23 protein-coding genes are annotated in these 23,143 nt (G+C 57.0%); 13 read left to right on the top strand and 10 right to left on the bottom strand.

What is annotated here, in order from left to right:
- Window positions 1–48: 48 nt before the first annotated feature.
- The 6 genes from tsaE to trxA all read left to right on the top strand — a co-directional run bounded on the left by tsaE (window position 49) and on the right by trxA (window position 8,936).
- On the top strand, window positions 49–522 hold the full coding sequence (gene tsaE, locus MHM86_RS10195; RefSeq protein ID WP_239198780.1) for a tRNA (adenosine(37)-N6)-threonylcarbamoyltransferase complex ATPase subunit type 1 TsaE: 474 nt from the start codon (window positions 49–51) through the stop codon (window positions 520–522).
- Window positions 519–1,526 carry a phosphotransferase gene (locus MHM86_RS10200; protein WP_239198783.1) on the top strand — a complete coding sequence of 336 codons (1,008 nt, stop codon included), beginning with the start codon at window positions 519–521 and terminating at the stop codon, window positions 1,524–1,526. The genes tsaE and MHM86_RS10200 overlap by 4 nt, the downstream gene beginning before the upstream one ends.
- Window positions 1,511–2,206, top strand: a complete 696-nt coding sequence (locus MHM86_RS10205) for a nucleotidyltransferase family protein (RefSeq protein ID WP_239198786.1) — start codon at window positions 1,511–1,513, stop codon at window positions 2,204–2,206. Before MHM86_RS10200 ends, MHM86_RS10205 begins: the two co-directional genes overlap by 16 nt.
- Before the next feature lie 4 nt (window positions 2,207–2,210).
- Window positions 2,211–5,159, top strand: coding sequence for a double-strand break repair protein AddB (gene addB / locus MHM86_RS10210; RefSeq protein WP_239199650.1), 2,949 nt, complete (start codon window positions 2,211–2,213; stop codon window positions 5,157–5,159).
- Window positions 5,156–8,551 (top strand): double-strand break repair helicase AddA, encoded by a 3,396-nt coding sequence (gene addA / locus MHM86_RS10215; RefSeq protein WP_239198789.1) that lies wholly within the window; start codon window positions 5,156–5,158, stop codon window positions 8,549–8,551. The genes addB and addA overlap by 4 nt, the downstream gene beginning before the upstream one ends.
- Window positions 8,552–8,615: 64 nt before the next feature.
- Window positions 8,616–8,936, top strand: coding sequence for a thioredoxin (gene trxA, locus MHM86_RS10220; protein ID WP_058319534.1), 321 nt, complete (start codon window positions 8,616–8,618; stop codon window positions 8,934–8,936).
- A gap of 63 nt (window positions 8,937–8,999) precedes the next feature.
- Here trxA and MHM86_RS10225 read toward each other — a convergent pair whose 3' ends face one another.
- Complete coding sequence (locus MHM86_RS10225; protein ID WP_239198792.1) at window positions 9,000–9,917, bottom strand: hypothetical protein; 918 nt, start codon at window positions 9,915–9,917, stop codon at window positions 9,000–9,002.
- Window positions 9,918–10,057: 140 nt separating this feature from the next.
- Between MHM86_RS10225 and hslV the strand changes: the two genes are divergently transcribed.
- Window positions 10,058–10,627 carry an ATP-dependent protease subunit HslV gene (gene hslV, locus MHM86_RS10230; protein ID WP_058319536.1) on the top strand — a complete coding sequence of 190 codons (570 nt, stop codon included), beginning with the start codon at window positions 10,058–10,060 and terminating at the stop codon, window positions 10,625–10,627.
- Window positions 10,628–10,689: 62 nt separating this feature from the next.
- Complete coding sequence (locus MHM86_RS10235; protein ID WP_239198795.1) at window positions 10,690–11,754, top strand: hypothetical protein; 1,065 nt, start codon at window positions 10,690–10,692, stop codon at window positions 11,752–11,754.
- Window positions 11,755–11,849: 95 nt separating this feature from the next.
- Here MHM86_RS10235 and MHM86_RS10240 read toward each other — a convergent pair whose 3' ends face one another.
- Window positions 11,850–12,242 carry a DM13 domain-containing protein gene (locus MHM86_RS10240; RefSeq protein WP_239198798.1) on the bottom strand — a complete coding sequence of 131 codons (393 nt, stop codon included), beginning with the start codon at window positions 12,240–12,242 and terminating at the stop codon, window positions 11,850–11,852.
- 162 nt (window positions 12,243–12,404) lie between these two features.
- Here MHM86_RS10240 and hslU point away from each other — a divergent pair, with 162 nt between their 5' ends.
- On the top strand, window positions 12,405–13,712 hold the full coding sequence (hslU, locus tag MHM86_RS10245; RefSeq protein WP_239198801.1) for an ATP-dependent protease ATPase subunit HslU: 1,308 nt from the start codon (window positions 12,405–12,407) through the stop codon (window positions 13,710–13,712).
- Between the two features lie 39 nt (window positions 13,713–13,751).
- On the opposite strand, the gene MHM86_RS10250 is transcribed toward hslU, so the two are convergent.
- Window positions 13,752–13,982: a hypothetical protein gene (locus MHM86_RS10250; RefSeq protein WP_239198804.1), complete on the bottom strand. Its 231-nt coding sequence runs from the start codon at window positions 13,980–13,982 to the stop codon at window positions 13,752–13,754.
- A 12-nt stretch (window positions 13,983–13,994) separates the two neighbouring features.
- Here MHM86_RS10250 and MHM86_RS10255 point away from each other — a divergent pair, with 12 nt between their 5' ends.
- A complete protein-coding gene (locus tag MHM86_RS10255) occupies window positions 13,995–14,936 on the top strand; it encodes an alpha/beta hydrolase (RefSeq protein ID WP_239198807.1) in 942 nt (313 codons plus the stop codon).
- 30 nt (window positions 14,937–14,966) lie between these two features.
- Here MHM86_RS10255 and MHM86_RS10260 read toward each other — a convergent pair whose 3' ends face one another.
- Genes MHM86_RS10260 through MHM86_RS10270 form a run of 3 tightly spaced genes read right to left on the bottom strand, consistent with a single transcriptional unit; the run spans window position 14,967 to window position 17,244 of the window.
- Window positions 14,967–15,563: a Smr/MutS family protein gene (locus tag MHM86_RS10260; RefSeq protein ID WP_239198810.1), complete on the bottom strand. Its 597-nt coding sequence runs from the start codon at window positions 15,561–15,563 to the stop codon at window positions 14,967–14,969.
- On the bottom strand, window positions 15,560–16,594 hold the full coding sequence (locus tag MHM86_RS10265) for a murein transglycosylase A (protein ID WP_239198813.1): 1,035 nt from the start codon (window positions 16,592–16,594) through the stop codon (window positions 15,560–15,562). Before MHM86_RS10265 ends, MHM86_RS10260 begins: the two co-directional genes overlap by 4 nt.
- On the bottom strand, window positions 16,591–17,244 hold the full coding sequence (locus MHM86_RS10270) for a Tim44/TimA family putative adaptor protein (protein ID WP_239198816.1): 654 nt from the start codon (window positions 17,242–17,244) through the stop codon (window positions 16,591–16,593). The genes MHM86_RS10265 and MHM86_RS10270 overlap by 4 nt, the downstream gene beginning before the upstream one ends.
- A gap of 107 nt (window positions 17,245–17,351) precedes the next feature.
- Between MHM86_RS10270 and MHM86_RS10275 the strand changes: the two genes are divergently transcribed.
- Together MHM86_RS10275 and secB are read left to right on the top strand one after the other, a co-directional pair.
- Window positions 17,352–17,864, top strand: coding sequence for an FxsA family protein (locus tag MHM86_RS10275; RefSeq protein WP_239198819.1), 513 nt, complete (start codon window positions 17,352–17,354; stop codon window positions 17,862–17,864).
- A 56-nt stretch (window positions 17,865–17,920) separates the two neighbouring features.
- Complete coding sequence (gene secB / locus MHM86_RS10280) at window positions 17,921–18,412, top strand: protein-export chaperone SecB (protein ID WP_239198822.1); 492 nt, start codon at window positions 17,921–17,923, stop codon at window positions 18,410–18,412.
- A gap of 60 nt (window positions 18,413–18,472) precedes the next feature.
- Here the strand turns inward: secB and dnaQ are convergent, their stop codons facing one another.
- From dnaQ to MHM86_RS10300, 4 genes are read right to left on the bottom strand one after another with little or no spacing between them, the layout of a single operon-like run.
- On the bottom strand, window positions 18,473–19,213 hold the full coding sequence (dnaQ, locus tag MHM86_RS10285) for a DNA polymerase III subunit epsilon (protein ID WP_239198825.1): 741 nt from the start codon (window positions 19,211–19,213) through the stop codon (window positions 18,473–18,475).
- Between the two features lie 3 nt (window positions 19,214–19,216).
- Window positions 19,217–19,816 carry a dephospho-CoA kinase gene (gene coaE / locus MHM86_RS10290; protein WP_239198828.1) on the bottom strand — a complete coding sequence of 200 codons (600 nt, stop codon included), beginning with the start codon at window positions 19,814–19,816 and terminating at the stop codon, window positions 19,217–19,219.
- A 10-nt stretch (window positions 19,817–19,826) separates the two neighbouring features.
- Entirely contained in the window at window positions 19,827–20,660 is an 834-nt protein-coding gene (locus MHM86_RS10295) for a shikimate dehydrogenase (protein ID WP_239198831.1), read from the bottom strand.
- Window positions 20,657–21,256 (bottom strand): nucleoside triphosphate pyrophosphatase, encoded by a 600-nt coding sequence (locus MHM86_RS10300; RefSeq protein ID WP_239198834.1) that lies wholly within the window; start codon window positions 21,254–21,256, stop codon window positions 20,657–20,659. Before MHM86_RS10300 ends, MHM86_RS10295 begins: the two co-directional genes overlap by 4 nt.
- A gap of 599 nt (window positions 21,257–21,855) precedes the next feature.
- Between MHM86_RS10300 and rho the strand changes: the two genes are divergently transcribed.
- Window positions 21,856–23,127 (top strand): transcription termination factor Rho, encoded by a 1,272-nt coding sequence (gene rho / locus MHM86_RS10305; protein ID WP_239198837.1) that lies wholly within the window; start codon window positions 21,856–21,858, stop codon window positions 23,125–23,127.
- The last annotated feature ends 16 nt before the right edge of the window (window positions 23,128–23,143 follow it).

Raw genomic sequence — 23,143 nt, forward strand, 5'->3', positions numbered from 1 at the left:
GCACACCTCCGGTCTTGCGGTCCGCAGCGCAGCGGATATTGTTGCGCCATGCTGTCCCTACACCTCCCTTCGGCTGAGGCCACCGCCGATCTGGCGCGTCACCTCGCCCCCCGCTTACGACCCAGTGACACCCTATTGTTAGAGGGTGGGATCGGCGCGGGAAAAACCCATTTTGCCCGCAGCCTCATTCAATCCCTGATGGCAGAGGTGGAGGATGTCCCCTCGCCCACCTTCACGTTGGTTCAGGTCTATGCAGGACCGGAGATTGACGGCAAGGAGTGTGAAATCTGGCACAGCGACCTATACCGGCTGTCCGACCCGGATGAAGCCGTGGAACTGGGACTGGAGGAGGCGTTTGAAACCGCGATCTGTCTGGTGGAGTGGCCAGACCGCCTGGCCGAACTTGCCCCTGCAAATGCGCTGCATATGGCCTTTTCGGTCACGCAAGAACAGGCGCGCGACCTAACGCTGACATGGCAGGATGAACGCTGGGACGACCGCCTCAAAGGGATCAACCCGTGACCCGCAGCATCACGGCATTTCTGGCCGCAACCGATTGGGCAAACGCCACACGCAGCCAACTGGCAGGCGATGCTTCTAACCGGCGCTACGAACGCCTACATATGGGGAACAACACAGCTGTTCTTATGGACGCCCCGCCAGACCGTGGCGAAGACGTGCGCCCGTTCATACAAATCGCCCGCCGCCTCAGCACACTTGGGCTGTCGGCACCTGAAATTCTTGCAGAGGACATCGAAAATGGTTTCCTCCTTCTGGAGGATTTCGGCGATGCACTGCTGGCACGATTGGTGGCTGAAGATCCGGCTGCACAAATCCCGCTCTACACCGCCGCAACGGACGTGTTGATCACGCTACACCAATCGCCAGCGCCCAAAGAGATTGAGGCGTTTACCCCGGCAGTCATGACCGATCTGATCACGCCACTATGGAATTGGTATATGGGGCAGGGTACCGCGCACCGTGATCTGGCACATAGATTTTCAATCCTATTCCTGCCTATTTTGCAGCAATATGCCAATGACACGTCGGTCATGATCCTGCGTGATTATCATGCTGAAAACCTGATCCACCTGCCAGATCGCTCAGGTGCTGCACAGATGGGGCTGCTGGATTTTCAGGACGCAAAGGCAGGACATCGCGCCTATGACCTCGTCTCCCTCCTACAGGACGCGCGCCGCGATGTCGCCCCGGAGATCGAAGCGCAGATAATCAACCACTACCTCTCCGAAACGGGCATTGAGCGAGACAGTTTCACCGCCGCCTATGCCACGCTGGGCTTGCAACGCAACCTGCGAATCCTCGGCGTTCTGACTCGCCTTTGCCTGCATGCAGACAAAGCGCATTACGTCGACTTCCTGCCCCGCGTCTGGGGCTACGTGCTACGTGATCTGGACCATTCTGCGTTGGCCCCGCTAGCGCCGTTTCTGTTTGAACACCTGCCCGCACCTACCCCTGAGTATTGCACCACATTGAAAGCGAAAGCCGGAACATGTCCAACGCCCTGATGCCTGACACCGCCATGCTGTTCGCCGCCGGATATGGCACCCGCATGGGGGCACTGACCGCTGACCGTCCGAAACCACTGGTGCCCGTAAAAGGTCGTGCGCTGATTGATCACGCGCTAGATCTGGTGGAGGACGCCGCGGTGACAAAAACCGTGGTCAATCTTCACTACCGTGGACAGATGATCCGCGATCATCTGGTAGGACGAGATATCACCTTTTCGGAAGAACCAGAGATCCTAGAAACCGGTGGTGGGTTGAAGGCCGCGCTCCCATTGATAGGGGCAGGACCAGCACTAACCCTCAACTCTGATGCAATCTGGCAGGGGCCGAATCCGATTAAGATGCTGCGTGCCGCGTGGGATCCCGAAAAGATGGACGCTTTGATGATGCTGATCCCACCGGCACAGGCGCGCGGTTATCAGGGACAGGGCGATTTTCACCGCACCGACAGCGGCCAGCTGACCCGTGGTGCAGGTGCGATTTATGGCGGCGTTCAAATCCTGAAAACCGATGGTCTGGCAACGATTGATCTGAAGGCATTTTCGCTCAATCTACTGTGGGATCAGATGCTGAAAGCAAGGCGACTATACGGCATCACATACCCCGGCACATGGTGCGACGTCGGCAATCCCGCTGGTCTGACACTGGCCGAAGAGATATTGCAGGACACCGATGTCTAAACCCATGTTTGCCCACAGCGACCGCCCCCGCGTCTATGGCATACCCTCTGGTGCGGACTTCCCCAAAACCCTAGTGCAGGGACTGATGGCCCGCGCAAATCCAGCACAGCCTGAAGCGCTGGCCAATGCCCATATGTTGGTAAACTCTACACGTATGGCACGGCGTGTGCGTCAAGTCTTTGATGCAGGCCCCGCCCTGTTGTTACCGCGTCTGGGGCTGGTGACGGACCCTGCCCGCACCCTCGACAGTGCCCGCACTCTGCCGGACCTGCCCGATGCCGTATCCCCCCTGCGCAGACGGTTAGAGCTGACACAACTGGTATCGCAACTCTTGGACAGCCAGCCGGATCTGGCCCCGCGCGCCTCGCTCTATGATCTGTCGGACAGTCTGGCGGCCCTGCTGGATGAAATGCACGGCGAAGGCGTCGATCCCGACGCACTGCGGCAGTTGGATGTCAGCGATGAAAGCGGCCACTGGCAGCGCGCGCTCAGATTTCTCGACATTGTGCAGCACTATTTCAGCGACACGCCGGAGGCGCCGGATAAGGAAACCCGCGCCCGTATGATCGTGAACGCGCTGGCGGATCACTGGACCACCGCACCGCCACAACACCCGTTGATCATCGCCGGATCAACCGGATCGCGCGGCACCACGATGCTGCTGATGAAGGCGGTAGCACAACTGCCGCAGGGGGCGATCGTGTTGCCCGGCTTTGATTTCGATATGTCACCGCAGGGCTGGACCGATCTGAAGGATGCGCTGACCAGCGAGGATCATCCGCAATACCGCTACGCCAAACTGCTGGATGAGTTGGACCTAACGCCACAAGAGGTGGCGCCATGGCACAGCCATGACGCCCCCAGCCTGGCGCGGAACAAGCTGGTCTCGCTTGCCCTGCGTCCCGCACCAGTGACTGATCAATGGCTGGAAGAGGGACCACAGCTCACCAGTCTTGATACTGCATTTGCCGATGTCACTCTGGTAGAGGCACAATCCCAACGGGACGAAGCCCTCGCCATCGCCCTACGCCTGCGCCAAGCAGCAGAGGAGGGCACAACAGCCGCCCTCATCACCCCCGACCGGATGTTGACCCGTCAGGTCAGCGCCGCACTCAGCCGTTGGAATATCACGCCGGATGACAGTGCGGGTATCCCGCTACAACTGACGGCGCCGGGGCGCTTCCTGAGACATATTTCGTCTCTATTCCACCGGAAATTGACATCTGAGACACTGTTGGTCCTATTGATGCACCCGCTCTGTCACACCGGCGGCGCCCGTGGTCAACATCTGCTGTTGACCCGTGAATTAGAACTAATGATCCGTCGTCGCGGCATGCCCTTTCCTGATGCCGAGGTGCTACGCACATGGGCCATCGCGCGGGATGAGGATATGGCAGAGCCTTGGGTCAACTGGATCATTAGCAGCTTCCTCAATCGTGATCAGGGCGGCAAACAGATGCTGGCACAGCATCTGGACATACACCTTACACTGGCCGAGCAAATCGCCGCCGGTTCCGCCCCTGAGCGGGAAAGCGAACTGTGGCAGGAGCAACCGGGCCGCGCCGCGCGCGCCACAGTCGATCACCTATTAGAGAATGCCGATGCAGGCGGTGAACTGTCGCCGCTGGACTACGCCGATCTGTTCGGCGCGGTGCTGTCTCAGGGTGAACTGCGCAATCCAAATGAGCCGCATCCTAACATCCTGATTTGGGGCACACTGGAAGCCCGCGTGCAGGGCGCCGAACTGGTCATTCTGGGGGGATTGAATGAGGCCGCATGGCCTGAAACACCCAGCCCAGATCCTTGGCTAAACCGCAAAATGCGCCATGACGCTGGACTGCTGCTGCCGGAACGGCGGATTGGCCTATCGGCGCATGACTTCCAGCAGGCGATCGGCGCACCAGAGGTCTGGCTGACCCGTTCCGTCCGATCCGATGATGCGGAAACGGTGCCGTCGCGCTGGCTGAACCGGATGGTGAACCTGATGACGGGCCTGCCGGATCAAGGCGGGGTTGAGGCGTTGAACGATGCCCGAGCGCGTGGTCAAAACTGGCTGTCAATGGCACGAAAACTGGAAGAGCCGGGCAAAACCACCCCCGCGCCGCGCCCCTCGCCCCGTCCGCCAGTGGCCGCGCGCCCGCGCCAACTGTCGGTGACAGAGATTCAGCGTCTGATCCGCGACCCTTACGCGATTTACGCCAAACATGTGCTGCGTCTGCGCCCATTGGATCCGCTGATGCGTGCGCCGGATGCGCTGTTACGAGGGATCGTCACCCATACGGTATTAGAACAATTCATCGACGACACACAGGCCGACCCTGCATATATGACCGCAGACCATCTGCGCAGCCTTACAGGCTCTATCCTTGCTGAAAACGTCCCGTGGCCCGACACGCGGGCGCTATGGGAGGCACGCATTCACCGCATCGCCGATTGGTTCGTCGCAACCGAAGCTGAACGCCGCAAGCGCGCCACACCCACCTATTTCGAGGAAAAAGGCGAATTGCGTCTGAAAGAGCAGGACTTTACCCTGACAGCCCGCGCCGACCGGATTGATATCGACGACATGGGCCGGGCCCATATCTATGACTACAAAACAGGCACGCCGCCCACGGCCAAAGCGCAGATCTCTTTTAACAAACAGTTGCTGCTAGAGGCCGCGATGGTCAGCCAGGGCGCGTTTGAGAAACTGGGTTTTGCCGATGTGTCACGCGCGCTGTTCATCGGTCTGGGCGCCAAACCGGCAGAGGTTTACGCGCCCCTAGACGATGAACCGGTCGAGCGTGTGTGGGAGAAGTTTGAAAAGCTGATCACCCGCTATTTCGACCCCGCACAAGGCTACACAGCGCGCCGCGCGCTGTTCAAAGATGATGATTTTGCCGAATATGACCAACTGTCGCGCTTTGGCGAATGGGATGTGACCAGCACATCACAGGCGGAGGATCTGTCATGACAAACCAGGCCAGGCAGCGCAATGAAGCCACTGAAAAGCAGGTGCAGGCGGCGCGCCCCAATCATTCCACGTGGTTGTCAGCCAACGCCGGATCGGGCAAGACCCGCGTTCTGACCGACCGCGTTGCGCGGTTGCTGCTAGAGGATGTGCAACCCCAACACATCCTGTGCCTGACCTACACCAAGGCCGCCGCATCAGAGATGCAAAACCGCCTGTTCAAACGCCTCGGCGAATGGGCGATGCTGGACGATGATGCGCTGCGCAATCAGTTGAACGATTTGGGTGTTGCAGGGGATGTCAGCACTGAGGATCTGCGCGGTGCCCGCACCCTGTTTGCCCGCGCCATTGAAACGCCCGGCGGGCTGAAGATCCAGACAATCCACTCGTTCTGCTCCTCCCTCCTGCGGCGTTTCCCACTGGAGGCGCGCGTCAGCCCACAGTTCGCCGAAATGGAAGACCGCGCCGCCGCGATGTTGCGGGCCGAGATTGTGCAAGAGCTGGCAGAGGATGACCATGCCCCCGTTGTACAGCGTCTGGCACAGTATTTCACCGGCGAGGATTTCGAAGGCCTGACTGCCGCCATCGTCCATAAACGTGCCGCCCTGGCTGAGCCGCTGGATCATGCTGGCGTCATGGCCCTGTTCGACTTGCCCCCCGAATTTGATACTGTTTCACTGGAAAAGAACGTTTTTCTGGGGGGCGAGGATGACCTGATCGCCGCGCTTCTGCCCTATCTGGATGCGGGAAGTAGTACGGACCAAAAGGCCGCAACATCCCTGCGGCTGATCCCTGAACTATCGCTAAGAACACTGCCCATGTTGGAAAAGTTGTTCCTGTTTGGCGGCACCGCAGCCTCCCCTTATGGAGCGAAAATCGGCAAATTTCCGACCAAGAAAACCCAAACCGCGCTGGGAACATTGCAGCCGAAGCTCGACGATTTTATGCGGCGGGTGGAGGATGCCCGTGCCAACCGTCTGGCGCTGGCGGCGGCACAAAAAACACTGATACTACATGAATTTGCCGCGCTGTTCCTGCCGGCGTATGAACGGCGCAAGCAGTTGATGGGGTGGCTAGACTTTGACGATCTGATCCTCAAGGCGCGCGATCTGCTGACAGATCCGGCGGTGGCAGCTTGGGTTCTTTATCGTCTGGATGGCGGCATTGATCACATTCTGGTGGATGAGGCGCAGGACACAAGCCCCGCCCAGTGGAAGGTGATCGAACTTTTGGCGCAGGAGTTTACCTCGGGCGAGGGCGCGCGCACAGATAAAGAACGCACCATATTTGTGGTCGGCGACAAGAAACAGTCAATTTATTCGTTTCAAGGTGCCGATCCGCGCGAATTTGATCGGATGCAGGCAGAGTTTGCTGAGCGTCTGGTTGCCACGGACAAACCGTTGAACGCGATGGAGTTGCAGTTTTCCTTCCGCTCCTCAGCCGCGATCCTCTCGCTGGTGGATGAGGTGTTTCAGGGACGCGATACCTCTGGCTTCCCGGCAGGATCTGAGCACCGCGCGTTTAAAGATCAGATGCCCGGCCGTGTCGATCTGTGGCCGGTGGTGGATCCCAGTCAAGAAGACGAGGACAACGAATGGGAAACCCCCGTTGACCGTCTGGGCGCCAAACACCACACCGTGCAACTGGCCGACCGCATCGCCCGTGAAATTCGTCGGATGATAGACGAAAAGGTCACGATTCCAGCTGAAATAGACAATTCCGGCACCTATCAGATGCGTCCGGTAAGCGAAGGCGACTTCCTGATCCTAGTGCAACGGCGATCTGCCCTGTTTGCTGAGGTGATCCGCGCCTGCAAGGAACAGAAACTGGCCATCGCTGGTGCCGACCGGCTGAAAGTGGGCGCCGAACTTGCAGTACGTGATCTGGCGGCGCTCATGTCTTTCCTCGCCACACCGGAGGATAGTTATTCACTGGCCGTGGCACTGAAATCGCCACTCTTTGGCTGGGGGGAACAGCAACTCTTCGACCTCGCCCACCGGCGCAAGGAACGCCATCTGTGGCAGGCCATGCGGGGACGACGGGCGGAGTTTCCGGTGGAACTGACAGTGCTGGACGATCTGCGCAGCAAGGCCGACTTCCTGCGCCCCTACGATCTGATCGAACGTATCCTGACCCGCCACGACGGGCGGCGCAAACTTCTGGCACGGTTGGGGGATGAAGCGGAGGATGGCATCAATGCCTTCCTCGCCCAAGCGCTGAGTTATGAGCGCAGCGCCGTGCCCTCGCTGATCGGGTTCCTGCAATGGATGGAAACCGATGAACTGGAGATCAAACGCCAGATGGACGCCGCCTCTGACCGTATTCGGGTGATGACGGTACATGGCTCCAAGGGGTTAGAGGCGCCGATTGTCATCATGCCCGACACCGCCCAACGTCGGGTCCAGCTGCGTGATGATCTGTTAGAACAGAACGGGCAGGTGATGTGGCGTATGGGATCCGACCAGATGCCCGCCACGATGCAAGAAGCCCGCGATGAACGGCTTGCTGCGGAAGAAGCAGAGCGCGACCGTCTGCTCTACGTTGCGATGACACGGGCGGAAAAATGGCTGATCGTTGCCGCAGCTGGCGATTTGGGCAAGGATGGCCGGTCTTGGTACGATCAGATCAGCCGCGCGATGGACCGTCTGAAGGCTGCGGAACAACCTTTTTCCTTTGGGACCGGCAAGCGCCTCAGCCACGGTAATTGGGATGCTGAACCGGCACCAATTCAGACCAAGCCTGTGCAAACCACGGTGACGCTGCCCGATTGGACAGAAACAGAGGCCACCGCGCCCATTGCAACACATCACACGCTCAGCCCCTCAGACCTTGGCGGGGCCAAAGCGCTGGCGGGTGACGCGGGGTTGGATGAGGAGGCGGCGAAAAAACGCGGCCGACAGATCCACCTGTTGCTGGAACACCTTCCCCTAATACCACCAGAGGACTGGGAGGTGCGCACCGCACGCCTATTAAACAACGGCGAGGATGCGGCAGACCCCGCCGATCATCCTGCCTTATTGGCAGAGGCCGCGCAGGTATTAACGTCTAATGTGCTGAAACCACTGTTTGATCCAACCGCATTGGCGGAGGTTTCAGTCACGGCAAATCTGGACGCATTGAATGGCAACCGCATTCACGGCACAATCGACAGACTGGTGATTGATCACGAGCGCGTGCTGGCCGTCGATTTCAAAACCAACGCCACCGTGCCCGCCACAACGCAGGACTGCCCGCTGGGTCTGTTGCGGCAAATGGGGGCCTATGCCCATGCGTTGAAACAGATTTATCCGGATCGGCAGGTGCAAACCGCCCTCTTGTGGACCCGCAACGCCACATTGATGGAACTGCCTGACACATTGATCACAGAGGCGTTGATGGACGTGCAGGCGTCTTGACCTATTGCAGGGCGATACCTACGTTCTGCCCTAACACAGATTAACAATCTCTAGGAGAGAGCACATGGCCACCGTCGCTGCCACCGATGCAACCTTTGAAGCCGAAGTTAAAAATTCCGATGTACCCGTTGTCGTAGACTTCTGGGCAGAATGGTGCGGTCCCTGTAAACAGATCGGCCCAGCTCTGGAAGAGCTATCGGCAGAGATGGAAGGCAAAGTGAAGATCGTCAAAGTAGACGTCGACAGCAACCCACAATCCGCCGCCGCAATGGGCGTTCGTGGTATCCCTGCGCTGTTCATCTTCAAGGACGGTCAGGTGATTTCCAACCGCGCCGGCGCTGCACCAAAGGCCGCGCTGCAAAGCTGGATCAACGACTCGATCTGATCCCTGCCTAGGGAAGAGCAAAGAGATTTTGAGAACCCCTGGCCTAAAGGCTGGGGGTTTTTGCTACAAAGGCCAGCCTGCCCGCCGGATCGCCTGCCGGATCTTGCGATCCGCACCATCACGGCCCGCATTGATCGACATTTCCTGCCAGAACCACCAGATATAGCCTGCGTAATCCGGCGCATGACCTGACAGCACTGTTTCAAAGGCCGCATCGCGGCCGTTACGGAACACATCGCCTGCAATGTGGTGGAAATCAACACGGGCGAACAGAACGCACGGCTTGCCGAAGAAATAGCCGTTGAACGCAACCGACGAATTCTGCGTCACCACATAATCGCAGCGCGCCAGCGCCTGCTCCATCGGGATTTTCTGCACCTTTAGCCGCGGGAACCGCTGGGTCAGCGTCTTCAGCTGCGCGTGTTCTGCGGGGGTGATCACCTCATTGGGGTGCAGGGTGGCAACCACTTGACGGGCTGGATCACGTTGCAGCACGGCAACCAGCATTTCGATCGGCGAACACGTCTGGAACGACCGCCGTTCCAATAACCGCCCCTGCAGCGGCACGTAAACAAACCCATCGTGACCAATGTCCTGCACAGCGTCGCCAAACAACCGTTTGCGCCAGAAATTGTAGAAGGGACGCGCCTCTTCCACCTCGACCTTTTCGGGCTTGAAACGCGCTTTGGCCACCCGCCAGTCCCAGCGTTCCGTAGTCGGCTCAATCTGCCAGAACGGATAGTGATAGACCCGCCGCATGGTCAGCCCGCGATCATTCAGCGGCTGGTCCATGTGAAACATTGCATAAGAATTGCGCCGCATGCTTTCAGCACGCTCTCCGGCGCTGTTGCCGTGAATAGCAGTGGTAAATCCGCCTTTTTCCAGCACCTCGACCACTCTGCTGATGAAATTATGCTGCCCAGCAAGAGCGGAGGATTTCAGCCCCGGTTCAAGATAAAAATCAACGTGTTTATTAATCATAATGAGGCGAAGCTACGGCGTATCATACCCTAGGGCAAGGGTGCTGTGGCAGGTATGGTGGCAGGGCCAAGAGCCTTGTGCTGATGCGTTCCAGCTTCCATATAGAAACGCAACGAACAGCCAGATAAGCGGAGGCAAAGATGGCAGAGACGCATTCTTCGGGACAATTTCCCGGCTGGCACGGCACCACCATCATCGGGGTGAAGAAAGACGGTGAAGTGGTCATTGCAGGTGACGGCCAAGTGTCGTTGGGCCAGACGGTGATCAAAGGATCCGCCCGCAAAGTGCGCCGCCTCAGCCCCGGCGGCCATGACGTGATCTGCGGCTTTGCCGGATCCACTGCGGACGCGTTCACTCTCTTGGAACGGCTGGAGGCAAAGCTGGAGGCAACGCCCGGCCAGCTTGCCCGCGCAAGTGTGGAACTAGCCAAGGATTGGCGCACCGATAAGTATCTGAAAAACCTAGAGGCGATGCTGATCGTCACTGATGGGCGCGATATGTTCGTGATCACTGGCGCGGGCGACGTCTTAGAGCCGGAACATGACGTAACCGCCATTGGATCGGGCGGCAATTTCGCCCTTGCTGCTGCGCGCGGTATGATGGACAGCGACCGCAGCGCTGAACAGGTAGCGCGTGATGCGATGGCGATCGCCGCTGACATCTGCGTTTATACCAACGGTCGCCTGACTGTGGAAACAATCAAGGGTTAAGGCCTCTGAGGCTGACCTTGGGGCCAGCCTTTCAATTTAAAACAGCTATTCAGGACACCGCCATGATTGACCGCGACGATATTCGCGCCGCTGTGGGCGCAGGGCTATTGACCGAAGCACAGGCCGCCTCACTGGGCGCTTTGGCCGACAGCCGCCGTGGCGCACGCGAAGATCTTGAGCCGGGTGATGAACCGTTTGAGCTGTTCAAAGGCTTTAACGAGATCTTCATCGTCATCGGCCTGATGATCCTGGCCAGCGGCTGGGTGGCAGTGAACTCGCTTGCGGCCATATCTGAGATCACCAACATCCAGCTGCAAGTCGGCACCACCGCCGCCGTAGGAGCGGTGATCCTCTGGGCGCTGTCGGAATATTTCATCCGCCGCCGCCGTATGGTGGCCCCCGCGATAGCACTATCCCTTCTGTGGTCGGCCAATGCGGCGACCGGACTAACAACCTATTTCGCCCAGCCATTTATGCTGGGGCAGCAGGATTTTTCATCGCTACAATTGCCGTTGGCCCTGTCTGTGGTCGCCACCGGTGTGCATTGGCTGCGGTTCCGCGTGCCCTTCGCAATGGCGTTGATTGCCCTTGGGGTGTTTGCGTGGGCCCTGATGGTGGCGGCGAACCAATCTGGCACACCGCATAATTTCAGCGATTTGTTCCTCCTGTCTGCCGATGGTCCCTTCGCACTGATCACACTTGTGGTGGGCGGGTTGACCTTCGCAGTGGCGATGATGTTTGACATGTCCGATCCGCACCGCGTGACCCGCCGCTCTGCCCAAGGGTTCTGGCTGCATGTTGTGGCCGCTCCGGCGCTGGTCAACACCGTGGCCCTGTCGCTGTTGGACAGTGACAGCGACGCCGCTTATACGCTGCTGCTAGCGGGGCTGATCGGCTTTGCCGTAGTGGCAATTGTGATTGACCGCCGATCCTTCCTGATTGCTGCTATTGGCTACACCGTGACGCTGGCCGCGATTGTGTTTGATGGCGAGGGCGCGGCAATGAGTGTGCTGCTGCTTGGCGTGTTTCTCGTCTTCCTTGGTGCGTTCTGGGCACGGATCCGCGCGGCGCTGCTGCGTCCCTTGGGCGTGATCCTGCCGTTGCAGAAACTGCCGCCATCGCACTAACTATCCAACATAGCCATGTCCCAATACGAAAACCGCCCCAGACAGGTACTGGTGCGGTTTTGGTGTTCTGGGCATAAGAAACGCCGAAGTTTCGCTTAGTTCAGTTTGGCCACACCCAGTGGCACACCGGCGACCTCACACCAGATGTAAACCTCATTGTACTGAGAAATCCCCTTGGTCTTGGGAACCGCATAATACTGTTTACCCTTCAACCGCAGCAGAGCGCCAAGAGCACTTTCAGGATCATAGGTACCATCCGCACCCAGACCAACGCGCGGATCCGGCCCACCATCAAGGGAGAAGTCATCCCCCAGCTCGACCACATATTTCCCCTCAATCTCAACAATCTGAACGGATCCGGTGGTCACATGGTTCGACCGGCCCTCAAACGTACCGGATTGACCGGTCTCTGCAGCAACGGCCTGTTGACCTAGGGCCGATACAGCACCGGCGGCAGCGCTGGCGGCAAAAAATTGGCGACGGTTCATAGGAAATCCTCCTCTGGAAAACACTGCCTTAGAAAACGACACTGCGGCGGGAATGGTAAGAGGCCTCACCTTGCTGTGATCCGTTGTGTAAATACCGCGCTGCCTTGTCGTTTGCCCCTCGCATGCTTAGGTTTGCTCAACACAGACAAGAGCCAGAGACACATGACCGATCTGACACCGCGCGAAATCGTATCCGAGCTGGACCGTTTTATCATTGGCCAGAACGACGCCAAGCGTGCCGTTGCCGTAGCCCTGCGCAACCGCTGGCGCCGCAAACAACTGCCGGATGACCTGCGCGACGAGGTTTATCCGAAAAATATTCTGATGATAGGCCCGACTGGCGTCGGCAAAACCGAAATCTCCCGCCGCTTGGCCAAGCTGGCCCGCGCCCCCTTCATCAAGGTGGAAGCGACCAAATTCACCGAGGTGGGCTATGTCGGGCGTGACGTGGAACAGATTGTGCGTGATCTGGTGGACTCCGCCATCGCCATGACCCGTGACCACATGCGCGAAGATGTGAAAGCCAAAGCCCGCGAGGCTGCAGAGGAGCGCGTCATTACCGCCATCGCCGGTGAAGATGCCCGCGAAGGCACCCGCGACATGTTCCGCCGCAAACTGGTGGCGGGTGAATTGGACGATACTGTGATCGAGCTGGATCTGTCAGACACCTCTAATCCTATGTCGATGTTTGACATTCCCGGCCAGCCCAGCGGACAAATGGGGATGATGAACCTTGGCGATTTGTTCGGCAAAGCGATGGGAGGCCGCACCACGCGCCGCAAAATGACAGTCGCCGAAAGCTATGACATCCTGATCGGCGAAGAGGCGGATAAGCTACTGGATGATGAAACCGTTACCAAATCGGCGTTGGAAGCGGTAGAACAAAACGGTATCGTCTTCCTGGACGAGATCGATAAGGTCTGCGCCCGCCAAGAGGCCCGTGGTGGCGACGTCAGCCGCGAAGGAGTACAGCGTGACCTGCTGCCTTTGATCGAGGGTACAACAGTCAGCACCAAACATGGTCCCGTGAAAACCGACCATATCCTGTTCATCGCCTCCGGTGCTTTCCACATTGCCAAGCCCAGCGATCTGCTGCCTGAACTGCAGGGCCGCCTGCCGATCCGCGTTGAACTGCGCCCGCTGACCGAAGACGATTTCGTCCGCATCCTGACGGAAACCGACAACGCCCTAACCCGCCAGTACACCGCGCTGATGGGCACTGAGGAGGTTACCGTCACCTTTACTGACGACGGCATAAAAGCGCTGGCCAAGATCGCAGCAGATGTAAACCAGGCAGTGGAAAACATCGGTGCACGCCGTCTCTACACTGTGATGGAACGGGTGTTTGAGGAGCTGAGCTTTACCGCGCCTGACAAATCCGGCCAATCAGTCAAGGTCGATGCTGCATTCGTTGACGAAAATCTGGGGGAGCTGACTAAGTCCACCGACGTCAGCCGCTATGTCCTCTGATGTGTCAATTACAATGACATAACCAGCGACATAAACACGTCACTGGATAGGATACGCAAAACGCGTTAGCTCTGGGGAAGATAACTTTCCCGGAGCTTTCTTTTGCGCGCGTTTCTGATGTACTGCCTCCTGATCCTGACCGCCTGCGGCGATCGCACTGCCCTGCCCCTCGCGCCAGAAGCAGCAAATATTGGCACTCATCAAAAGGTTTTTGTTGCCACGCAACGTGAGCGCGACGAACAGGGCTGGTTCAGCGGTGAGCGCGCGCAACAGATCTCCTTTATGGATGTGGGCGTATCGATCCCACCAGAGCGCGATGCCGGCAGTCTACCGCGTCGGAATGGCCCCGATCCCGACCCGCAACGCCATTTCGCCATCACCGACCGTCAGGACTACGCCGACGCCAGCGCCTTCACCCACGCGATCCGCAACACGCTGCAACAGCTGCCAGTCAACGAGCGGGACGTTTTGATTTACGTGCACGGATACAACAACACCTTTGTCGACGGGCTGTTCCGCGTCGCACAGATGCAGACCGATTTTGAACTGCCCGGCATTGCAGTGCATTATTCATGGCCCTCGGCGGCGAACCCGTTAGGCTACACCTATGATCGCGACTCGGTGCTTTATAGCCGCGACGGGCTGGAACAGATGCTGCGCACCGTCAGCGCCGCCAACCCGCGCAAGATCGTGCTGGTGGGCCATTCGCTGGGCACGATGCTGGTGATGGAAACCATGCGCCAGATCGAAATTGCCAGTCCTGGATGGACTGATCGTCACATTGGCGGCGTGGTTTTGGTGGCGCCGGATCTAGACGTCGATCTGTTTAATGCTCAAAGCCAGCGCTTTACTACACTGCCGGACCCGTTTGTTATCTTTACCTCTTCACGAGATAGAGCACTGCAGCTCAGCCGCCGCCTAAACGGCAGTGTCAGTCGTCTGGGCGGCCTGCAGGATGCAGAAGCCATCGGCGATCTTCCAGTCACGTTAGTGGACGTCAGCGAGTTTGCAAGCGGTGTCGGCATCGATCACTTCACCCCCGGCACATCGCTGTTGCTGATCCAACTGCTGCAGAAAAGCGTTGAACTGCAAGAATCGTTCGACGGCGATAGAGCTGGGCGTTCTGGCCTGTTGCCGGGAACAGTGATCACTGCCCAGCAGGCGACCCAAATCATCCTGTCGCCACTTTTGCTGACGCAGTCGATGCCCAAGCTCAGTCCTTAGGGAACACGGGTCGGATCTGCTTCACTGTCCTTAGCGACTCTTGCGCAGATAAACGTAGTAGGCACCACTGCCACCGTGGCTGATGTGCGCCTCTTGCACCTGCATAACGATGTGGCTCAGTGGGGCCATGCGCAGCCATTGCGGCACGTTATGTTTCAACACACCATAGCGCACCGGAATGGGACCGCCTTCATCACGATGCTTGCCCTTACCAGTGATCACCAACACCAGACGTTTTCCCTGCGCATGGGCGCGGCTGACAAACCCGATGAGCGCCGGATGCGCCTTGTCCATCGTCATACCGTGAAGGTCTATGCGCCCTTCAGGCACCATCTTGCCGCGCTTCATTTTACCAAACTGTTTGCTATCCATCTGCACCGGCGTCTTGCGCAGGGCATCGCCGACTGATGGGGCCAGATTATGCGGCGCCCCTGCACTTTTAGCCTTCGCACCAACGCGGAAGGCCTGCAGATCCTCCGGCCCCTGATGGGCGCGTGGTTTCTTCACCGGCTTGGGTTTCGGTTTCGGCAGCTCCGCACGTGTCAGCTCCGGGTGCATTTTTTCGGTGGTTTCAGCAACCCGTTTCCAAAGAGCCACCTCATCCTCACTCAACCGGCGACGGGTCATAGCGCATCCTCCTCTGGCAGGGAGGCATAAGCACGCTGAATAGGCATCAAGACATACATACGACCCGGATCACGCAGGCGACCCGCAGCCTTGCCCGCTATATCACCAGTTCCAAAGAAGATATCGGCCCGCTGCGCCCCCTTAATAGCCGATCCGGTATCCTGAGCAATCATCAGGCGACGCATTGGCCCATCACCATCCTTTTCCACCCAGACCGGTGCCCCCAACGGTGTGTAGCGTGGGTCAACTGCGATCGACCTCAACGCAGTGATCGAGCGGTTCATCGCCCCCAGCGGCCCCTGTTCCGGTGATACCCGTGTCACCTTGCGAAAAAACACATAGGACGGATTGGTTCGCAACAGCGCAGCACCCTCTACCGGATTGCGCCGCACCCAATTCTGAATGACCTGTGCCGAGACTTGGTGTGATTTATAAGTGCCGCGACGGATCAATTCCTGCCCGACAGAACGGTAATTATGCCCGTTATTGCCGCCATAGCCGACGCGGATATGCCCACCCGACGGCAAGCGGATCCGACCAGATCCCTGAATTTGCAGGAAAAACAACTCAACCGGATCATCGACCCAGGCGATTTCCAAACCACGCCCTTTCATTGCCGGGCCGGTTTCGATCTGTTCGCGGGTCAGCCACTGCCCCTTCGCCTCAGGCGGTTTGGCATAGACCGGATAGCGGTAGCGGGCCGAAGGTTGCAGCGATCCGTCCAGTTCAGGCTCAAAGTAGCCAGTGAACATCGCATCTTTACCCGCCTCTTCGATCATGACAGGGCGAAAGAAAAGCTCAAAGAATGCACGAGGATTTTCGATCGTGTCAGCCAGATTGCACAGGGTGGCATAATCCGGCTGATCCATATCCATACAGGTGTTGCGAAACGTTGCCAAAGCGCTGGCATGATCATCCTTGGCCCAGCCATCAAGGTCCTGAAAATTCAGTATCTTGTAGGATAGCTCTGCCTGCGCCGAACTGGCCGCAAGCAGTCCTGCTAAAGACGCTGCCGCCAGTCGTTTGATCATTCGCCTGTGGCCACCAGTTGCCAGTTCGGGTTGTCACTGCCCATCTTGCGGGCGAAGGTCCAGACGTCCTTCTGGCGCTTGATCACGTCCACCTTGCCTTCGACAATCTCGCCGCTGGCATCCTTCACAACAGACGTCATCTCACCAACGAAACGCACGGTGATTTCGCCCAGACCATCGTTGATCTCTGCATCCATCAGCTGAGTTTCACGCACGCCAAAGAATTCGGCATCAACGCTCAGACCGGCAGCGTTACGGGCTTCGATCACCTCGGCGAAGCTTTCATAAACGTCGGAGCCAAGGAAAGGCTTCAGCTCTTCCAGATCGCCGCGTTCGAAGCCCATCAGGATCCACTCATAGGCAGAACGCGCGCCGCCAATAAATTCACCGACGCTAAATGACGGTTCCAGCCGTTTCATATCCGCCAACGCAGCGGCAGCGGAACTATTTTCGTCCACGTGATCGATGATGTCGCGATCAGGGCCACCATCAATCACCTCAAAGGTGTTCTGACGACGTTCCTGTTGCGGTGCATCGCGTTGGACAGGTTTTTCAAAACCTTCCCGCGTGCCCAGCACATTCTTCAACCGCATAACCAGAAATACAGCGATCCCCAGCAGTACCAGTGTTTGCAACATCGCAGAGTCCATTCCATCCCTTTCGACGCAAAGCCGTTTAAACGTCCCGTTAGGAACCTTATGTAGGTGACGCGGGGGGTCAAGTCCACCGCAGGCGGCATAAAGAAAAGGTCAAACTCATGTGGCTTCTCCTTGCGTTCATCGGTGTCCCGATCATCGAAATTGCACTGTTCATTCAGGTAGGTGGTGCAATTGGTACGTGGCCAACACTGCTAATTGTGGTTCTGACAGCAATATTGGGCACATATATGGTTCGTGCACAGGGACGTTTGGCCATTGGCAACCTGCAACGCTCATTTTCGGAATTGAACGACCCGACAGAACCGCTGGCTCACGGCGCAATGGTGCTGATTTCTGGTGTTCTGTTGCTGACACCCGGTTTTTTCACTGACGGGATCGGCTTTGCCTTGCTGATCCCAGCGGTTCGTTCGGCGGTATTCCGCTACGTCCGCGCCCGCTTCACGGTCCAGAATTTCAGCATGGGCGCCGAAATGCACCACGGCCCGCAATCCCAGCGTCCCCAAAATCACTCGCCACATCCCACTGATGAAACAATCATCGAGGGTGAGTTTACCGAAGTCGATCCAAGTAAAAAGCCAACGCATAAACCCTCCGGCTGGACCAAGCATTGAGGCAACTCTTCCTAGCTGATAAGGAAGGTCCGAAAGTCTATTCTTGGAGATAAATAATGGCTGACAATGGCGCCGCCCAACCGCAGGCCCCCGCGGTCAAGATGAACATCCTAAACCAGTTCATCCGCGACATGTCCTTTGAAAACATCCTGGCGCAAAAAGGCGCCACGGGTGAGGTGCAACCGGACGTCAGCGTTCAGGTAAACCTCGACGCAAAAAAACGCGCGACGGAAAACCAGTACGAAGTGGCGATCAAACTGCAGGTCAAATCGACCAACAAAGACGGCGGTGAAAACCTGTTCCTGCTAGAAGTTGACTATGTTGGCTTGTTCCACATTGAAAACGTTCCAGAAGATCAGCTGCACCCGTTCCTGTTGATCGAATGCCCGCGTCTGCTGTTCCCGTTCCTGCGCCGTATCGTATCTGACGTAACCCGCGACGGTGGCTTCCCGCCGCTGAATCTGGAAAACATCGACTTCATGGCGCTTTACCGCAACGAATTGAGCCGTCGCGCGCAATCCGAGGCAGCAGAAGCACCTGCAAACTAAGACCTGACGGGGGGCGGTTATACCGCCCCTCATCAGTAATAATTAATCATTGTCCGTGATTTAATGACTGGACAGCTTTTTCCAAAGCGCATCATCACCCATTTTATCGATGAATGTCGTATGAGCGGCCGTTTCTTCATCAGTGATACGTGACGGCAATGTCGCCGGCCGCGGAAAGGGACGCCAATCGTCGCTCTCAGATCCTTCAGCGCCGCCAGATCCTGCAACTGCTGACAAACCGAAGTCCGGCTGCCGGCCTCCGATCATCTCCAGATACACATCCGCCAGAATTTCTGAGTCGAGCAGCGCACCGTGCAGCACACGATTGGAGTTATCTATGCCATAGCGGCGACACAACGCATCCAGAGTCGCAGGTGAACCAGGAAATTTTTTGCGCGCCATCGCCAGTGTGTCCAGCGATTGATCCATCGGTAAGGTCCGGAAACCATTGCGCTTCAATTCGGCATTCAGGAACCGCATGTCAAATTTTGCGTTATGGATAACCATCTGGGAATCCTGCACAAAGTCCAGAAATCCCTGCGCCACCTCCTTGAACAGTGGCTTGTCGCGCAATGTGATCTGACCAGGTTTTGCATCCTGCGGTGGTTCCAGCAGATCAGGACCAATGCCATGTACGCCAAACGCCTCATCTGGCATCATACGTTCGGGGTTCGTATAGACGTGAAACGTTTTGCCCGTTGGCATGTGGTTGAACAGTTCAAGACATCCTATTTCAACAATCCGGTCGCTACCTTCCGCCTCAAAGCCAGTAGTTTCCGTATCCAGAACGATCTGACGCATAGGTTATCCCTCATCCTCAACCATACGGGTGCGTATGGTGTGCAGTAATGCCTCGACTTGTGCGCGGGCATGGTCTGGCCTGTCTGTTTCAATCTCATAATCAGCACGGGCACGTTTGTCAGCAATTGGCATCTGTTTGGCGCGGATCGCTTCAAACTGTGCCACACTCATCGTTCCACGTGCCATTACACGCTCGCGCTGCGTATCCTCATCAACATAGACTGTGACAGTAGCGTCCATACCTTTATCACCATCAGTTTCAAACAGCAGCGGAATGTCGAATACCAGTATTTCAGAGGTTGCAGTCGCAATAAAATTCACCCGGTCTGCGGCCAAGAGCGGATGCACAATCGCCTCTATACGCTGCAGTATTGTGGGGTCTTCCATGATATGCTGTTTCAACACCTCACGCGATACCGCGCCGTCAATCACTGCTTCAGGTACCAGCTCCGTCATCGCAGGCACGGCCGCACCCCCAACACCATAAATCCGATGCACCGCCGCATCCGCATCCCAAACCGCGCAGCCAAGATCGGCAAAGATCTGGGCTGTGGTCGATTTCCCCATCCCGATGGAGCCGGTGAGGCCAAGTTTGAACGCCATTACCAGCCCCTCAGCGCAGTAAAATAGCGCGAATGTCTGCCTCTACCTCAGGCCGCTGACCAAACCAGCGCTCAAACCCTGGCACCGCTTGATGGATCAGCATGCCCAGACCATCCACAGTAACGCAGCCCATTTCCTCTGCCTCACGCAGCAGACGAGTTTGCAAAGGGTTATAAACCAGATCAGTAACCAAGGCGCCCTTCTGCAGCCCATCCAGCGGAACGCGCAGTTCCGGATGCCCCATCATGCCCAAACTGGTAGTATTCACCACTGTTGTCGCATCCTCCAGCACATTGCCGGCCTGCACCCAATCGACCACTTTGATCTTGTTACCAAAATCAGCTTTCACCGCTTCTGCGCGCGCCTGGGTGCGATTGCTGAGGTGAATTTCAGGCACCCCTGCATCCACTAGAGATGACAAAATCGCCCGCGCCGCACCACCGGCGCCCAAAACGACAGCAGGGCCAGCCGCAGGATCCCAATCCGGCGCCGTCTGGCGCAAATTGGCGATGAAACCATAGCCATCCGTATTGTCCGCATGAATTCGGCCATCCGCAGTGAAGGTCAGCGTGTTCGCTGCCCCAATCAACGCGGCGCGGTCCGTGACATCATCGGCAATCCGCAACGCCGCTTCTTTATGCGGTACGGTGACGTTCACACCGACATATCCCGCCTTGGGCAGTGCGCGCAGCACTTCCTCGAAATTCTGCGGCGCAACGTCCATCGGCACATAATGCCCTGCCAACCCCAATTTGCGCAGCCAGTGACCATGCAGACGCGGCGATTTGCTATGGGCAATTGGATGACCGATCACACCGGCCAGGGGAATCTTCGCTGCACTCATTGTTGCAAATCTCCTCTCAGAGTCAGGTAGTTGAGCATTTCCATCAATGGCAAACCTAGGACAGTGAAATAGTCCCCGTCTATACGCGAAAACAGACGCACGCCCTCGGCCTCCAACTGATAGCCACCGACGCTGTGCGACACGTCAGGCCAATTGCGATCTAGATAGCCCTCAAGGAAGTCATCGGAAAAATCGCGCATCCGCAAGCGTACCTGCCCAATATGACGCCAGATCGGTTTTCCGGCCTCACATATAACGGCAGCAGAGAGCAGCATGTGCCGTTCGCCACGCATTTCGATCAGCTGGGCACGGGCCTCTTCACGGGTTTCGGGTTTCGACAGCATCCGCCCACCCAAATCCAAAACCTGATCACAGCCAATGACCAGTGCATCCGGTTCCTTTTCGCTAATCTTCAGCGCCTTCATCTCTGCCAGCGTATCGGCAATATCCCTGGGCGGTGCCCCTTCGACCAAAAGCGAATCCTTAACCATGTCTTCATCGACTCGCGGTTTAATGATTCGCACCTGCACACCGGCATTTTGCAGCATCTGGGCCCGGATGGCGGATCCCGACGCCAGGATCAGATTTTTTTTCATTTTATTTTGCACCCCCATGCTTTTCGCTCATGTGGATAACCCAGTGGGAAACCAATTGAACAGACCTGTGGATCGGAAATGAACGATCTGGATACTTTTTCAGCCTGTGTAAAACCCACCCAACTTTCACGCGAATACCCTTTTCTTACCCTCTTGGGACAAGGATAAGCCTTACTGTGTGGATAAATATCCTTACTCAACCAGATTCCAAAGTTTTCCAACAAGGGTATAAACAGGCTAATTCGGACGCTAAGTAACTGATAATATAGTTACAAATCGTGAATTGTATGGCTATGAAAATTTCACTTTTCCTACCAGTTTTCAACAATCCTATTTCCATGTGAAAACACCACCGGATAAGGCGCTAATCCACAGAAATTCTTCCCTCTAAAATCAAATACAAAAAATCTTTTTTCTTATATTTTTTAAGAGGGGTCCTCAGGGCGTTCTCAGATCGAGCTGAGCAGGGATCGCGCCGTTTCTGAGAATTGACTCAAAATCTCGACACGCCTAAGAAGGGGTCACGCCTCATCCGAGGCAAATGTTTCCATGTCATCACAGTAAGTGCAGCGCCTCATGGCGTTGACGCAGGATTTTCTATGAGCGTACAGCGTCTGAACCTTGCCGATCTCAAAGCCAAAAGCCCAAAGGACCTAGTATCCCAGGCTGAAGAACTGGAGATCGAAAACGCCTCAACCATGCGGAAGGGCGAGATGATGTTCCAGATCCTCCGCGAAATGGCGGATGAGGGTTGGGACATCGGTGGTGACGGTGTTCTGGAGGTTTTGCAGGACGGTTTCGGTTTCCTGCGCTCACCAGAGGCAAACTACCTCTCTGGCCCCGATGACATCTACGTGTCACCCGAAATGATCCGCAAATTTTCGTTGCGTACTGGCGATACCGTGTCCGGCGTGATCAAAGCACCGGAAGAAAACGAGCGTTACTTCGCCCTTATCGAAGTTGAAAAGATCAACTTCGAAGAGCCAGAGAAAGCGCGCCACAAAATCGCGTTCGATAACCTTACGCCGCTGTATCCTGATGAACGTCTGCAGATGGAGATCGAAGATCCCACGATCAAAGACCGTTCCGCCCGGATCATCGACCTTGTTGCGCCCATTGGTAAAGGTCAGCGTTCGCTGATTGTTGCACCGCCACGTACTGGTAAAACCGTTCTGCTTCAAAACATTGCGCATAGCATCGAACAAAATCATCCAGAATGTTACCTGATCGTTCTGCTGATTGATGAACGGCCTGAAGAGGTGACGGATATGCAGCGTTCGGTGAAGGGGGAAGTGATTTCCTCGACCTTCGACGAACCTGCAACGCGCCACGTTGCGGTGTCCGAAATGGTGATGGAAAAGGCCAAGCGTCTGGTTGAACATAAACGCGATGTTGTGATCCTCTTGGACTCGATCACCCGTCTGGGCCGTGCGTTCAACACCGTTGTGCCGTCGTCGGGCAAGGTTTTGACAGGTGGTGTTGACGCCAACGCTTTGCAGCGGCCGAAACGTTTCTTCGGTGCTGCGCGTAACGTCGAAGAGGGCGGGTCGCTGACCATCATCGCCACCGCGCTGATCGACACGGGGTCGCGTATGGATGAGGTGATCTTTGAAGAATTCAAGGGTACCGGTAACTCTGAAATCGTTCTGGATCGCAAGGTTGCGGACAAACGCGTCTTCCCGGCGATGGACATCCTCAAATCCGGCACTCGGAAAGAGGACCTGCTGGTCGATGCAAAGAACCTGCAGAAAACCTTCGTTCTGCGCCGCATCCTGAACCCAATGGGCACCACGGACGCGATCGAATTCCTGATTTCCAAGCTGAAACAGACCAAAACCAACGGCGAATTCTTCGATTCAATGAACGGTTAACACTGTCAGGGGCCCT

Origin of the sequence: Thalassobius sp. Cn5-15 (assembly GCF_022347685.1) — a bacterium.
Classification (GTDB): Bacteria; Pseudomonadota; Alphaproteobacteria; order Rhodobacterales; family Rhodobacteraceae; genus Thalassobius.